Annotated in this window: 12 protein-coding genes and 1 tRNA gene; 6 read left to right on the top strand and 7 right to left on the bottom strand. The window is 64.5% G+C overall.

Annotated elements, in window-relative coordinates:
* Position 1 precedes the first annotated feature (1 nt).
* Complete coding sequence (locus HT136_RS02600) at positions 2 to 1,483, bottom strand: NCS1 family nucleobase:cation symporter-1 (RefSeq protein ID WP_214197527.1); 1,482 nt, start codon at positions 1,481 to 1,483, stop codon at positions 2 to 4.
* 252 nt (positions 1,484 to 1,735) lie between these two features.
* Between HT136_RS02600 and ftsH the strand changes: the two genes are divergently transcribed.
* Positions 1,736 to 3,667 (top strand): ATP-dependent zinc metalloprotease FtsH, encoded by a 1,932-nt coding sequence (ftsH, locus tag HT136_RS02595; protein ID WP_214197525.1) that lies wholly within the window; start codon positions 1,736 to 1,738, stop codon positions 3,665 to 3,667.
* Between the two features lie 101 nt (positions 3,668 to 3,768).
* Here ftsH and HT136_RS02590 read toward each other — a convergent pair whose 3' ends face one another.
* The 3 genes from HT136_RS02590 to rpoZ form a co-directional block, all read right to left on the bottom strand.
* Entirely contained in the window at positions 3,769 to 4,854 is a 1,086-nt protein-coding gene (locus HT136_RS02590) for a DUF3667 domain-containing protein (protein WP_214197516.1), read from the bottom strand.
* A gap of 112 nt (positions 4,855 to 4,966) precedes the next feature.
* Positions 4,967 to 5,752, bottom strand: coding sequence for a ParA family protein (locus tag HT136_RS02585; RefSeq protein WP_214198336.1), 786 nt, complete (start codon positions 5,750 to 5,752; stop codon positions 4,967 to 4,969).
* Positions 5,753 to 5,836: 84 nt separating this feature from the next.
* On the bottom strand, positions 5,837 to 6,181 hold the full coding sequence (gene rpoZ / locus HT136_RS02580) for a DNA-directed RNA polymerase subunit omega (RefSeq protein WP_214197514.1): 345 nt from the start codon (positions 6,179 to 6,181) through the stop codon (positions 5,837 to 5,839).
* 285 nt (positions 6,182 to 6,466) lie between these two features.
* Here rpoZ and HT136_RS02575 point away from each other — a divergent pair, with 285 nt between their 5' ends.
* The 5 genes from HT136_RS02575 (at position 6,467) to HT136_RS02555 (ending at position 13,213) form a co-directional block, all read left to right on the top strand.
* Entirely contained in the window at positions 6,467 to 7,261 is a 795-nt protein-coding gene (locus tag HT136_RS02575) for an SDR family NAD(P)-dependent oxidoreductase (protein WP_214197506.1), read from the top strand.
* Between the two features lie 182 nt (positions 7,262 to 7,443).
* A complete protein-coding gene (locus HT136_RS02570; protein WP_214197504.1) occupies positions 7,444 to 9,903 on the top strand; it encodes a PhoX family protein in 2,460 nt (819 codons plus the stop codon).
* A 205-nt stretch (positions 9,904 to 10,108) separates the two neighbouring features.
* Positions 10,109 to 11,848 (top strand): thiamine pyrophosphate-dependent enzyme, encoded by a 1,740-nt coding sequence (locus tag HT136_RS02565; protein ID WP_214197502.1) that lies wholly within the window; start codon positions 10,109 to 10,111, stop codon positions 11,846 to 11,848.
* Positions 11,849 to 11,996: 148 nt separating this feature from the next.
* Positions 11,997 to 12,524, top strand: a complete 528-nt coding sequence (locus tag HT136_RS02560; protein WP_214197500.1) for a c-type cytochrome — start codon at positions 11,997 to 11,999, stop codon at positions 12,522 to 12,524.
* A gap of 5 nt (positions 12,525 to 12,529) precedes the next feature.
* Positions 12,530 to 13,213 (top strand): cytochrome b/b6 domain-containing protein, encoded by a 684-nt coding sequence (locus HT136_RS02555; RefSeq protein ID WP_214197491.1) that lies wholly within the window; start codon positions 12,530 to 12,532, stop codon positions 13,211 to 13,213.
* A gap of 16 nt (positions 13,214 to 13,229) precedes the next feature.
* Here the strand turns inward: HT136_RS02555 and HT136_RS02550 are convergent, their stop codons facing one another.
* From HT136_RS02550 to HT136_RS02540, 3 genes are all read right to left on the bottom strand, one after another.
* Positions 13,230 to 13,421 (bottom strand): hypothetical protein, encoded by a 192-nt coding sequence (locus tag HT136_RS02550; RefSeq protein WP_214197489.1) that lies wholly within the window; start codon positions 13,419 to 13,421, stop codon positions 13,230 to 13,232.
* Positions 13,422 to 13,592: 171 nt separating this feature from the next.
* Complete coding sequence (locus tag HT136_RS02545) at positions 13,593 to 13,904, bottom strand: hypothetical protein (protein WP_214197487.1); 312 nt, start codon at positions 13,902 to 13,904, stop codon at positions 13,593 to 13,595.
* A gap of 46 nt (positions 13,905 to 13,950) precedes the next feature.
* Positions 13,951 to 14,027 (bottom strand) — tRNA-Met (locus HT136_RS02540).
* Between the last annotated feature and the right edge of the window lie 49 nt (positions 14,028 to 14,076).

Raw genomic sequence — 14,076 nt, 5'->3', positions numbered from 1 at the left:
TTCAGACCGGCAGGGCCTGTGCTTCCTCGCCCTCCATGCGCGAGGGAAGCCGCATCAGGCCAGCATAGACGCCCAACGCCACCAGCACGCCCACGAACCAGGCGTAAGTGTAGATCTGCCCCCAGATCCAGCCGAGGTTTGCGAAGCTTGCCGGGAACGACACCTCGAGGAACCCGGGCACGTTGGGGGCAATGCCCGCTGCCAGCGCAACCAGCGCCTTCACGTTCCAGCCGCCCGAATAACGATAGGGCCCGTTCTCGTCGTAGAGCCCCTCCACATCGAGCCTGGTGCCACGCACCAGCCAGTAGTCGGCGATGAGGATGCCCGCGATCGGCCCCAGCAGCGCGCCGTACCCCGTCAGCCAGGTGTAGATGTAGCCATTGGTGCTCTCGAGCAGCTTCCAGGGCATCATGAACAGCCCGATGAAGGCGGTGAACAGCGCCCCGGTTCGGTAGGAAATCCGCTTCGGGTTGAGCGCGGCGAAATCGTAGGCCGAGCACACCAGGTTCGCGGCGATGTTGCACGAGACGGTATCGACCGCGATCACGATAAGCCCGAGCAGTACGAACGGCCCCGAGAGCGTTCCCGCCAGCTTGACCGGGTCCCAGATCGCCTCGCCGTAGATCACCACAGTAGCTGAAGTCGTCATCACGCTGATGAGCGCGATGATGCCCATCATCGGCGGCAGGCCCAGCGTCTGTCCCAGGACCTGGTCCTTCTGGCTCTTCGCGAACCGCGTGAAGTCGGGAATGTTGAGCGCCAGCGTGCCCCAGAAGCCCACCATGGCCGTCAGCGAAGGCAGGTAGACCGCCCAGAACTGGCCCTCCTTCGCACCGTCCGGCGCGAAGGCCGAAGGGCTCGAGAAGATCGGGCCAACGCCGCCCGCCGCATCGATCGCCCACCACATCAGCCCGATGCAGGCGAGCACCTTGAGCGGCGCGGTCCAGGTCTCGAGGCGGCGGATCGTCAGAATGCCCTTGCGCACGAAGAGCAGCTGGATCGCCCAGAAGGCCAGGAACGCGACCAGTTCGCCGATGCCTATGCCGAAGAAAGGCAGCGGGCTCCCGCGCATGTCGGTGTCGAGGAAAATGCCCAGCAGCGTGAGCAGCGCCTCGCCCCCGATCCAGGTCTGGATGCCGTACCAGCCGCAGGCGACGAGCGCGCGCGCGGCCGCCGGAAGCCGCCCGCCGATGGTCCCGAACGAGGCGCGCACCAGCACCGCGAAAGGCACGCCGTAGCGCGCGCCGGGATGCCCGATCAGCAACATCGGCACCAGGATGATGAGATTGCCCAGCAGCACCACCGAGGTCGCCTGGAGCGCGGACATCCCCTGCTCGATCAGCCCGGCCGCCAGCATCCAGGTCGGCACCGCGACGATCATGCCCACCCAGAGTGCCGCGAAATGGTACCAGCGCCAGTTGCGCTGGTGCGCGCCGCTCGGCGCCAAATCCTCGTTCCAGAGCGAATGCTGAGCGTTTGCCACGTTTCCCCACCTGTCCTTGGCCTTGTTGGCGACAGCATGCTGCAAGGCGGGGCCCGCGCAAGTCAAACGCCAAAAACCTGACCACGTGTCGGATATTTTAGGGCGCCCGGCACTCGGCCCGCCGCAATGGTCGCAGCCCTTTCCGGCAACCGGGCGGATTATCTGCGCATTCGATCAATCTGTGCCCCCTCGCCAACTTGCGATTCACCCCCGCTCGCCTACATTGGGGAGGAAAGGACAGGTACTGCGATAATGAACGACGACCAGCCTAACGGCAATCCATGGGTCAAGAGCCTTCTCGTATGGGGCGGCATCTTCCTGGCCCTGCTCATGGTGGTATCCATGTTCAGTGCCCGCGAGACCACCGGAACGACGATCCCCTACTCCGATTTCCGCGCCAAGGTTGCCGCCGGCAGCGTGTCGCAGGTCGAGATCGGGCAGGACCGGATCGACGGCAAGATGCGCAATGGCGACAGCTTCTCGACCGTTCCGATCGGCACCGACACCTCGCTGCTTCCGCTGCTCGAGGACAAGGGCGTGCAGGTCTCGGGCAAGGCCCCCGAACAGGGCAGCATGCTGCTCTACATCCTTGCCAACACCCTGCCCTTCCTGCTCCTTATCGGCATCGCCTTCTTCGCGCTGCGCCAGGTCCAGAAGGGCGGCGGTTCGGGCGCGATGGGCTTTGGCAAGTCCAAGGCCAAGATGCTGACCGAACGTTCGGGCCGCGTCACCTTCGACGATGTCGCCGGGATCGACGAGGCGCGCGAGGAACTGGAGGAAATCGTCGAATTCCTCAAGGACCCCACGCGCTTCTCCAAGCTTGGCGGCCAGATCCCGAAGGGCGCCCTCCTCGTTGGCTCGCCCGGCACCGGCAAGACCCTGCTTGCCCGCGCCATCGCGGGTGAAGCGGGCGTGCCCTTCTTCACGATCTCGGGCTCCGACTTCGTCGAGATGTTCGTAGGCGTCGGCGCCAGCCGCGTGCGCGACATGTTCGAACAGGCGAAGAAAAACGCGCCGTGCATCGTCTTCATCGACGAGATCGACGCGGTCGGCCGCCACCGCGGCCATGGCCTGGGCAATTCGAACGACGAGCGCGAGCAAACGCTCAACCAGCTCCTTGTCGAAATGGACGGCTTCGAGGCCAACGAGGGCATCATCATCATCGCGGCGACCAACCGCCCCGACGTGCTCGACCCCGCGCTGCTGCGCCCGGGCCGCTTCGACCGCCAGGTTGTCGTGCCCGTGCCCGACATCGAGGGCCGCGAGCAGATCCTGGCCGTGCACATGAAGAAGGTGCCGCTGGCCCCCGACGTCAACGCCCGCGTGATCGCGCGTGGCACCCCCGGTTTCTCGGGTGCCGACCTTGCCAACCTCGTCAACGAGGCGGCCCTGCTCGCCGCGCGGCGCAACAAGCGCCTCGTTGCCATGCAGGAATTCGAGGATGCCAAGGACAAGGTTATGATGGGCGCCGAACGCCGCTCGATGGTCATGACCGAGGACGAAAAGAAGATGACCGCCTACCACGAGGCGGGCCATGCGATCGTCTCGCTGAACGAGTCCGCTTCGGACCCGATCCACAAAGCCACGATCATCCCGCGCGGCCGCGCGCTGGGTATGGTCATGCGCCTGCCTGAACGCGACAGCTATTCCTACCACCGCGACAAGATGCTGGCGAACCTCTCGGTCGCCATGGGCGGGCGCGTCGCGGAAGAACTGATCTTCGGGCACGACAAGGTGTCCTCGGGCGCTTCCTCGGACATCCAGTACGCCACCAGCCTGGCGCGCTCGATGGTGACCAAGTGGGGCATGTCGGACAAGCTCGGCCCGCTCCAGTACGAGGAAAGCCAGGAAGGCTACCTCGGCATGGGCGGCTCGCAGCGCACGATGGCCTCGGACGAGACCAACAAGCTGATCGACAGCGAGATCCGCGCGCTCGTCGATAACGCACACCAGCGTGCGACCCAGATCCTGACCGACAAGGGCGACCAGCTCGAACTCCTGGCCCAGGCCATGCTCGAGTACGAGACCCTGTCGGGCGAGGAAATCACCGAGCTTATGGAAAAGGGCCATATCGAGCGCCCCAGCGATCCGCGTGGCCCCACCACGACGCGCCCGCTGACCGGCTCCTCGATCCCCAAGTCGGGCCGGCGCTTTTCCAGCAGCACCGCGCCGCAAGGGGCGTGATCACGCGCTGATCACTACATCGGTTCCCGAGAGGGGAATGCAGGAGGGGCGCCGGGTTATCCTGACGCCCCTTTTTGCTGCCCGCCTCTCACAGCGGCAGATCACAAGCTGGTCTGCGCCATCAGGATCATGAAGAAGATCATGAGCGCCGTGCTCGCGAACAGGCACAACAGGAAAGTGCGCGACACACCGCCCCAGGTGCCCACGCCATACGTACCCCGCAGTTGTCGGTACATGTGGAAAGGCGGTACGAAGAACAAGAGGCCCGCCAGCCAGGTCGCGCCCACCGCATTGGCCAGCATCGCGGCGATCACCAGCAAGCTCATGAAACACAGCGAATACGTGACGAACACGGTGTGGTCGTAGAAGTGGAACCGCCGGCTGAAGGGGAACAGCAGCCAAAGGAACGGAACCGAGATCGGGATCAGTGCCCAGCTGTACTTGTAGGCGTAAGTCTGAAGCTTGTAGGCGGCGAGTTCGGGGTTCGTGCGGAACTTGCGCACCGCCTTGTCGATCGCGGGAATGTCGCTGTAGGGCTTGGCGCTCTGCGGAGCCTTCGCCGCCGGCTTGCCGGAGCCGTCCTCCTGAAACTCGCGCATGAGGTCGAGGGCCTCGCGCTGCCCGTCTATACGGCTGTCGATATCCTCGACCGAGCGGCCCTGCGCGCGCAACTTCGTGCGTTCGGCCTGCAGCGTCTCGAGGGCCTTTTCGGACGCCGCGATGCTGACCTCCAGATTTGCAGGGTCGACGCCCTCGGGCAGAACGTCATGCTCCTCGACCGCGTGAAAGACGGCGAACATCAGGAACACGGTGAAGAGGAACATCGCGATCGGCGAGACATAACTTGCGCGCCGCCCATCGATGTACTCGCGCGTCAGGCGGCCGGGACGCCAGACCAGCAGGGGCAAAGTGCGCCAGAACTTGCCCTCGAAGTGGAAGACGCCGTGAAGCAGATCGTGGAAGAAAGCGCCCAGGGTTCGGTGAACATGCGCCGCCTGCCCACAGGCATGGCAATGCGACCCGACAAGCCGTGTGCCGCAATTGAGGCAAGCGCTCTCGTGGGTATGGTCCCCGTCCGCCGCCTCGTCCACGAGGGTGCCTGGCGCTTCGCCCGCCCGGTTCTCCAGCGCGCGTGCACTCGCCGCCCCCGTGACCAAATCGCCAAGCCCTTCGGATAGTCCGTTCATCGTTCACCCCCACCAAGAGGGGGCAAAGTCTAACCACTTGGCGCGATCCTGCCTACTGCGCCCGAACCGGCGCGCGCGGGTACAATCGATTCACCTCGATTTGCCCGCAATTTCACCCACGCCGCTCGGCAAGTTTCTTCTCGATTGCCGCCCACAGATTGGCAAAGGCGCGCGCAGCCGGGCTCTGGGAGGCGATCTCGCCCACCGGCTTGTGCTGGACGGCGCATTGCTCGATCGCGCTCGCATACGGAACGCAGGGCCAGTTGGGATGCTGCGCCTTCACCTCGCGATGGAGCGTACGTCGCATGTCGAGCATCGAGAGAACGGGCAGGATCGGAGGATGGCGCCGCGTGTTGCCCGCGATCTCGCGCACCACCAGATCGAGCGCGCGCGAGGACAGCGGCGAAGGCGGCAGCGGCACGATGATAAGGTCGGCCGCGCGCACGATCTGGGCGGAAAGCTCGTTGATGACCGGCGGGCAATCGAGGATCACCCGCGCATAATCCTGCGCCAGTGCGCCGGTCAGCTTCGCCAGCCGACGCTTCTTGCCGATCGCGGTCAGGTGCGCGTCGAGCGAGCGGATGGATTCGTCCGCCGGCAGGAGGTCGATACGCGGATAGGCGGTTTTCTGGATCAACCGTTCGGGACTGCGCTCGCGCGAGAAGACATCCTCGGCCGGCCGCGAGCCCCTTGGTTCAAGCCCATAGAGAAAGCCCGAACCTCCTGCCGCGTCGAGATCCCACAGCAGCGTCGGATGACCCGATACATGCGCCGAGCACCAGGCCATGTTCGCCGCGAAGGTGGTTTTCCCGACCCCGCCCTTGACGCTGTAGACGGCGATGGTCGCGCCCGATACGCCAGAGGGATCCCCCGTTGCTACAGGCGATCCCCCGGACATTCCCGCGATGCGGGCCAAAATCTTTTTCTTCCCTGCCACACAACCATGTGTCGCGCTTCAGGGGAAGAAGGTCAAGGCGACCAATCAGCCGTCGTAGTCGCCACCGATAGAGGTGTTGCGCGTCGGCGCGGAAGCCGTGATGCGCAGCGCTTCGGCCGACTGGCTGAGCGAGCCGATCTCGTCCATCTCGTCATCGTCGTCGGGCAGCACGCGCTGCATCGAGGTCACCAGCGATTCCTTGAGGATCGCGGGCACGACGGTCTGCTCGGCGATCTCGCGGAGGGCGACGACCGGGTTCTTGTCACGGTCGCGGTCGACGGTGAGTTCGCCGCCGCCCGAAATCTCGCGCGCACGCTGTGCGGCAAGCAGAACGAGATCGAAGCGGTTGGGAATCTTGTCGACGCAATCTTCGACGGTAACGCGCGCCATGGGCACTCCGTAAGAAACTGTTTTTCCTGAAAGGATGGCCCCTATGGCAAAGCGCCCCACAAGTCAAGAAAATCCCGAAAAACAGCGTATTTCCAAGTCAATACAAGGCCCTCGTCAATCCGTGAAATTGGCTTGCAAGGGATGGAAACCATCTTTCGCCCGAAGGTTTGGACACTTGGAGCAAGACAGTTCGCCCCCGACCTGCCCCTCCCCCGCGCCGGTGCCCCGCCGCGCTCGTTACAGCGTGCTGCTGGGTCCGACGCACACGAAAGACAAGGAAATCACATGACTATTGCCCTCCCCCAGACCATCGCCGTCGTCACTGGAGCCGCCGGCGGCATCGGCCGCGAGATCGTCAAGGCGATGAAGGCCGCGGGCGCGACCGTCGTTGCCACCGACCTCAAGAGCGAGGCCGCAATCGGCGAGGCACCGATCGAAGGCGCCGATCACTACCTCGCACATGACGTCACGAGCCGCGCGGACTGGGAGGCTCTCGCGCAACTCGTGCGCGAGCGCCACGGCCGCCTCGACGTGCTCGTCAACAACGCAGGCATGTCGATCGTAACCCGCTTCGAAGACACCCCGCTCGAGCAGTTCCACAAGCTCAACGCGATCAACGTCGACAGCGCGATCATCGGCACGCAAGTCCTGCTCGACCTGCTCAAGGCAGGCGGCAAGGCGCGCGCTTCGGGCGCCTCGGTCATCAACGTGTCGAGCGTGGGCGGCATCAACGGCGCCGCCTTCAACGCCGCCTACTGCGTAAGCAAGGCGGGCATCCGGATGCTTTCGAAGTGCCTGGGCGCCGAATTCGCAGCGCTCGGCTACAACATCCGCGTCAACTCGCTGCATCCGGGCGGGATCGATACCCCGATGCTCGGCTCGATCATGGAGCGCTACGTCGAACTGGGCGCCGCGCCCTCGGTCGAGGCCGCCATCGCCGCCAACAACGCAGCGCATCCGATCGGCCGCATGGGCCGCGCCGACGAAATGTCCGGAGGCGTGGTGTTCCTCGCCAGCGAAGCATCCAGCTTCATGACCTGCGACGAACTGGTGATGGACGGAGGCTTCACGCAAGTCTGATCCGCCGGATGAGCGCATGCCTCCCGAGCGGAGGCATGCGCTCGCGAATAGTACAAACTCATCGCGATCCAGAAATACGACAGAAATACAACCGTCATCAAGTTGTCTTCAAACCTCAGCGTTGTTGACACAAACGAGACGTAGCTAGCCTCCCATCGAATTTCCCAGGGGGCCATCTTCTCATGACGACTTACGATCCCGCCGCACGCTACGACGACGGCGATGTCGACACCAACGACTCTACCCAACCTTCGCTGGAAGTACTTGCCGAGAACCGCTTCTCGCGTCGCCAGACGATCTTCGGCGGCGCCAAGGCCACCAGCCTGGCGCTGATGGGCACGGGCATGCTGGCCGCCTGTGGCGACGACGAAAATTCGGGTTCGAACGGCTCGCTCGTCGTCAGCGCGGGATCGAATGGCGCGACGAGCGCCGGGCGCTGGGTCACGCTGTCGGGCAGCGTGACTTCGGGCTCGAGCGTGGGCGCGGCGATGGTCTGGACGCAGACGAGCGGGACGGACGTCGATCTGGTCGGCACCGGCAACCCGGTCACCTTCCTCGCCCCCGCCGTCGCGAGCGCCGAGGATCTCGTCTTCACGTTCAGCGTAACTCCGCAGAACGGATCGGCCGTCACCGCGACGACCACGATCCGTGTCTCGCCCGCAGTGCTCGGCTTCTCCGCCGTCGAACATAGCCTCGAGGACATCGTCACCGTTCCCGAGGGCTATTCGGTCACCGTCATGACGCGCCTCGGCGATCCGCTGAGCGCGGGCACCGCCGCCTACGCCAACGACGGCACCGACACCGATTTCGCCAGCCGCATCGGTGACCACGGCGATGCCCTGCATTTCTTCGGCCTCTCGAGCGCCGGCGATCCGGACGACAGCGCCAACGCGCGCGGCCTCATGGTCCAGAACCACGAGAACATCACCGAGAGCTACCTCCACGTCGATGGCCCCACCACGGTCGGCGGCGCGCGCCCGCTCGCCGAAGTGCAGAAGGAAATCGAGTGCCACGGCGTCTCGATCAGCGAATACGTCGATGCGGGCGAGCGCAGCTGGTCGTACGTGCAGGGCAGCAGTTTCAACCGCCGCATCACGCCCAACACGCCGATGGATTTCGCCGGCCCCGCTGCGGGTTCGGCCTGGCTCTTCACCGCCTTTTCGAACGAGGGCACGGCGGGTCGCGGCACGATCAACAACTGCGCCAACGGCATCACCGGCTGGCACACCAACCTCACCTGCGAGGAAAACTGGGCCGGCTACTTCCGCCGCGACGCCGCCGACATGGCGCAGCGCTCGGCCGCACAGCAGAACTCGCTGCGTCGCTACGGCGTGACCAGCACGACCGGCAACTACGCCTGGTCGACCGCCTCGTCCACCGACACCACGATCACCCGCTGGAACGCGACGATCTCGGGCGCCTCGGCCACCGAGGACTTCCGCAACGAGCCGTTCCAGTTCGGCTGGGTGGTCGAGATCGACCCCTACGATCCGGCCTCGACCCCGCGCAAGCGCACCGCGCTCGGCCGCTTCGGCCATGAAGGTGCGTTCTGCCGCGTGGTCGCAGGGCAGCCCGTCGCCGCCTACATGGGCGACGATTCGCGCGGCGAATATCTCTACAAGTACGTCTCGAACCAGAACTGGGACGCGGACGACGCCTCGGCCACCGACCGGCTGTCGGTGGGCGACAAGTACCTCGACGAGGGCGTGCTCTACGTAGCGCGTTTCGATGCCGACGGCACCGGGGTCTGGCTCCCGCTCGTCTACGGCCAGGTTCCCGCACGCCCGGCCTCGGGCAGCTACACCGAGTACACGTTCGCCGACCAGGCCGACATCCTGATCAACGCACGCCTTGCCGCCGACGCGCTGGGCGCGACGCCGATGGATCGGCCCGAGTGGACTGCAGGCAATCCGGTGACCGGCGAAGTCTACCTGACGCTCACCAACTCCAACAATTCCAACCGCCCCGTCACCGGTACCAACGCGGCCAACCCGCGCTCGTACTGGAACGCGGGCAACCCCAATGGGCACATCGTGCGTCTGCGCGAGGATGGCGACACGACCTCTGCCACCACCTTCAGCTGGGACATCTATCTCTTCGGCGCCGACACGCTCGACTGCGACACCGCCTTCGAACAGACCAACATCAACATCTCCGACCTCGATACGAGCAACGACTTCTCGAGCCCCGACGGCGCCTATTTCTCGCGCGCCTCGGCCATCTCGGGCCAGTTCAACCCGGTGTTGTGGATCGAAACCGACGACGGCGCGATGACCGACGTCACCAATTGCATGCTGCTCGCCGCGATGCCCGGCGGCGTGCGCGACGGCGGCTCCTTCACCGTCACCAACACCGACGGCACCAATACCAGAACACAGGCAACCTGGGTGGGTACCTCGGCCACCACCGCCAACTTGCGCCGCTTCCTTGTCGGCCCCACCGAATGCGAGATCACCGGCATCGACATGACGCCCGATGGGCGCACCCTCTTCGTCGGCATCCAGCACCCGGGCGAAGGCGGAGAGCCTTCGGACATCACGAGCCACTGGCCGGCCTCGCAGAGCGACGCCAGCGCCACATCGCGCCCGCGTTCGGCCATCGTGGCCATCACCAAGGACGATGGCGGCGTAATCGCCCTGTAACGAGCTTGGCAGCCATCACGTACTCCCGCCAGGGGGAATGCAGGAGGGGGGACGCCGGGACAGGTGGCCCCCCTTTCGCATGAGGTCGACACGTCACGCTCTTCGGCCAAGGCCCGCAAGTTGAGCGGCGCTCACCTCGACTTGCCAAGCTTGCAGGCAACCCGAAGCCTTCCTGCGGTTTGCATTGGGCAAACGGAGATTTGCCATGCCCCTGCCCAAGCCTTTTCCCGGTTCGAAGCGGACCACTGCCGACGTCATCGTCGAAACCCTCGTACAGGCGGGCGTGCGCCGCTGCTACGGCGTTCCGGGCGACACCCTGAACCACGTCACCGATTCGATCCGCCGCAGCGAGATGCGCTGGATCCACGTGCGCCATGAGGAAGCCGGTGGCTTCGCCGCAGGAGCCGACGCGCTCCTCACCGGAGAACTGGCCGCCTGTGCGGGCTCGTGTGGCCCGGGTAGCCTCCACTTCGTCAACGGCCTGTTCGAAAGCCACCGCAACCGTGCGCCGGTCGTGCTCATCGCCAGCCAGATCGTGCGCGAGGAACTCGGCTTCGATTTTCCGCAGGAGGTCGACTACAAGCCGATCTACCAGACCTGTTCGGTCTTCTGCGAGGAAATCCGCACGCCCGAACAGGCCCGCCGGATGACGGCGATGGCCGCTCAGGCGGCGCTGGCGAAGAAAGGCGTCGCCGTCCTGATCGTGCCCGCCGACGTGTCCGCCGCCCCCGCTGGCGACGAATTGCCCTTCACCGTCCACCGCACTGCCCCGCGCGTCCTGCCCGCCGAGGACGAGCTTGCCGCCTTCGCGCAAGCTCTCAACGAGGGCAAGCGCGTTGCTATCTACGGCGGCTCGGGCTGCGAGGATGCGCACGCGCCCCTCATGGCTCTCGCCGAAAAGCTCAAGGCGCCCATCGCCCACACCTCGCGCGCGACCGATTTCCTTGCGCACGGCAATCCCTACGATGTCGGGATGACCGGCATCTTCGGATCGGAAGCCGGCTTCCACACGCTGATGTCCTGCGACACGCTGCTTCTGCTCGGCTGCGATTTCGCTTGGAAACAGTACTATCCCGAGAAGGCGACGATCCTTCAGGTCGACATCGACGGCAGTCACATTGGTCGCCGTCATCCCGTACACCACGCCGCCGTGGGCGACGTCCGCTCGACCCTCGAAGCTCTCCTGCCCCGGGTCATGCCCCGCAGCGACACCACGTTCCTGGAGGAATGCCGCGCGCATCACGCCAAGGCGCAAGCGCGTCAGGACCGGCACGCGATCGCCGACGACAGCCGCCCGATCCATCCGCAATTTCTCACCGAAACGATCGCGCGCCACGCCTCCGACGATGCGATCTACACCGCCGACGGTGGTTCGCCGATGGTCTGGTGCCTGCGCCATGTGCCATCGACCGGCCGCAATCGGCGGGTGATCTCGCTCACCCATGGTACGATGGCCAATGCCATGCCCCAGGCTCTGGGCGCCAAGAGCGCCTTTCTCGATCGGCAGGTCATTTCGCTGAGCGGCGACGGCGGCCTGACGATGCTGCTCGGCGACCTGATCACGGCCGTGCAGGAGAAGCTCGCGATCAAGGTGTGCGTGTTCAACAATTCCTCGCTCGGCTTCGTCGAGTTGGAGCAGAAGGTCGAAGGCCTGCTCGACAGCTATACCAATCTTGAAAACCCTGATTTCGCCAAGGTCGGCGAAGCGATGGGATTCTGGTCGCGCCGGGTCGAAAAGGCGAGCGAGCTGGAACTGGCCGTGGCGAAATGGCTCGAAGCCCCCGGCCCCGCGCTGCTCGACGTGGTGACCGACCGGATGGAACTGGTGATGCCGCCCAAAGTCGAAACCTCCCAGGTGCTGGGGACCGCGCTCTATTCCGCCAAGGCCGTGCTGGCCGGGCGTGGAGATGACGTGCTGAACCTGCTCAAGGGCGCGGTGACCTGACCGTTGCGGCTGCCGCCAGCTCAGGCACTTTTCCGCGGTGGTGCTTCTTGCGATCCCGCAATAAACTTCGCAGGTGCAACATCTTCGAGGTTCATTCGTTTCGGCGTTTCGGTATAACCCGGCAAAAATAGCAACAGGAGAACCATCCATGGCCTTGAAGTCTTCAGCGGGACTTGCCGCTTCCGCCCTTGTCCTTGCTCTTTCGCTTTCTGCCTGCAACGGCTCGAAGCCCGAAGCCGACGCCAGCACCGGCGCCGTCGTCGATTCCTCGATTGGCGCCGTTGATGCCGGTGACACGATCGAGGCCCGCGAAGACAACTTCAAGGCCATTGCCAAGTCGATGAAGGCCAACAAGGCCGAGCTCGACAAGTCCACTCCGGATTTCGACGCGATCGCCAAGAACGCCACCGCAATGGTCGAGAACGCGGAAAAGATTCCCGCCCTCTTCCCCGCCGGCACCGGCCCCGAATCCGGCGAGAAGACCGAAGCGCTGGCCACGATCTGGCAGAAGCCCGACGATTTCAAGGCGGCCTCGACCAAGCTCATCGACGCCTCGATGGCGCTGCGCACAGCGGCCGAAGCCAAGGATCTCACTGCGACCAAGGCCGCATTCGGCCAGGCTGGCATGGCCTGCAAGGGCTGCCACGACGAGTTCCGCAAGGAAGACAAGGACTGATCGCAATGGAAGATCCCACTGCCACTTCGATCCGGCTTTGGGATCTTCCCGTTCGCCTGTGCCACTGGAGCTTCGTGATCCTGATCCCGGCGCTTTGGTGGACGGCGGAAAACGACGAGATGCATTGGCATATGCGGCTGGGGATGACCCTCGCTGCCCTGCTGGCCTTTCGCATCCTCTGGGGCTTCTTCGGCAGTTCGACAGCCCGGTTCACCTCTTTCGTGCGTGGGCCTGGAGCCGTCCTTGGCTACTTGCGCTCGCTTGGCAGGGAACCACACGTCCCGATCGCGGGCCATAACGCCGCAGGCGGATGGAGCGTGCTTGCCCTGCTCGGCGCAATGGTGCTGCAGGTCGGCCTTGGTCTGATCAGCGGCGATCCCGATTACGGCGCAGCTGGCCCGCTATACGATATCGCGGGGTATGAACTCGCCTACGACGCCACCGAGTGGCATACCAAGATCATCTTCAACGTGATCCTTGCCGTCGTCGGGCTACACCTCGCCGCAATCGTCTTCTATCGTCTGTTCAAGCGAGACAACCTGGTCAAGCCGATGCTGACGGGCCGTCGTCCCATGCCCAAGGACAGCTCGGGAATGGTTCCGGTTCCGGCCTGGCGAGCGCTGGCCTGCCTCGCCGCCGCTCTCATGCTTGCCGGCTGGCTCTGGGCTGGCGCGCCACCGTTCGGCTGACCTCGCGATCCCCTCATCAGAAGATCAGGGCAAAGATTCCCGCCCAAAGCAGCAGTGACATGGGGGCTGCGACAAGCAATCCGCGCAGCACGCCCGAAATGCGAACTTGCGGCAACTCGAGCTCGCCGCGATCGACCGCCATTTCAATCGCCATTTCAATCAACGCTGGCTCGCTCACGCGGGCATCGGCAAGGGTGGAAGTTAGCACGACCATTCACTCCACTGGTGTTGTTCGTAGCTCTAGCGCGACAACCGCTACCGCAATCCCTCCGGCCGCAGTTAACGGAATTGCCTCAGCGTTAACACTTTGGCGAGAATGATTGGTCAGGTAAGGACCCTGACTTTTCCATCGTTACCGAAGACACGCAGCACTCAGGCGTTAAGCAATCCACTGAAACCATGCACTGCCCTTGGCTTCTGCCACTCTTGCGATCGGCGCCAGCAACAAGACGACGCGCGGCGCATCAAGATTCGTGAAACGATTGCTATCGGGTAATACGGATGCCCCTGCCTCGCCCATTTTACTCAAAAAAATTGGTTGGGCGCCCCCATTTTTTGCAATGCCTGATTGCCGGCGCACAAAGGGGCGCCCGCAATGGCGCCCCTTTTCTTTCGTCGGCCAACCGAGCCTGACCTGCCCTTGACAGTCACTGCCTTTGCCCGCCGTTCGAAGTTCGGTTCCAAGACGCAAGAAAGCCCCGAACCTTTCGGCCGGGGCGTTGTGTTTGCTTTGTGCTTGGTTGCGGGGGTAGGATTTGAACCTACGACCTTCAGGTTATGAGCCTGACGAGCTACCGGGCTGCTCCACCCCGCGTCACCATGGGCGTCTTTATGGAGACGCAAAAAGGGCCCTTTTGAGGGGC

The organism is Novosphingobium profundi, from assembly GCF_018491765.1.
GTDB classification, from domain to species: Bacteria; Pseudomonadota; Alphaproteobacteria; order Sphingomonadales; family Sphingomonadaceae; genus Novosphingobium; species Novosphingobium profundi.
This window is presented reverse-complemented; position numbering and strand designations above follow the sequence as displayed.

Bases quoted from the DNA above. Each gene is read 5' to 3' on its own strand.
- ftsH (WP_214197525.1), top strand. From the start codon at position 1,736: ATGAACGACGACCAGCCTAACGGCAATCCATGGGTCAAGAGCCTTCTC.
- HT136_RS02590 (WP_214197516.1), bottom strand. From the start codon at position 4,854: ATGAACGGACTATCCGAAGGGCTTGGCGATTTGGTCACGGGGGCGGCG.
- HT136_RS02585 (WP_214198336.1), bottom strand. From the start codon at position 5,752: ATGTCCGGGGGATCGCCTGTAGCAACGGGGGATCCCTCTGGCGTATCG.
- rpoZ (WP_214197514.1), bottom strand. From the start codon at position 6,181: ATGGCGCGCGTTACCGTCGAAGATTGCGTCGACAAGATTCCCAACCGC.
- HT136_RS02575 (WP_214197506.1), top strand. From the start codon at position 6,467: ATGACTATTGCCCTCCCCCAGACCATCGCCGTCGTCACTGGAGCCGCC.
- HT136_RS02570 (WP_214197504.1), top strand. From the start codon at position 7,444: ATGACGACTTACGATCCCGCCGCACGCTACGACGACGGCGATGTCGAC.
- HT136_RS02565 (WP_214197502.1), top strand. From the start codon at position 10,109: ATGCCCCTGCCCAAGCCTTTTCCCGGTTCGAAGCGGACCACTGCCGAC.
- HT136_RS02560 (WP_214197500.1), top strand. From the start codon at position 11,997: ATGGCCTTGAAGTCTTCAGCGGGACTTGCCGCTTCCGCCCTTGTCCTT.
- HT136_RS02555 (WP_214197491.1), top strand. From the start codon at position 12,530: ATGGAAGATCCCACTGCCACTTCGATCCGGCTTTGGGATCTTCCCGTT.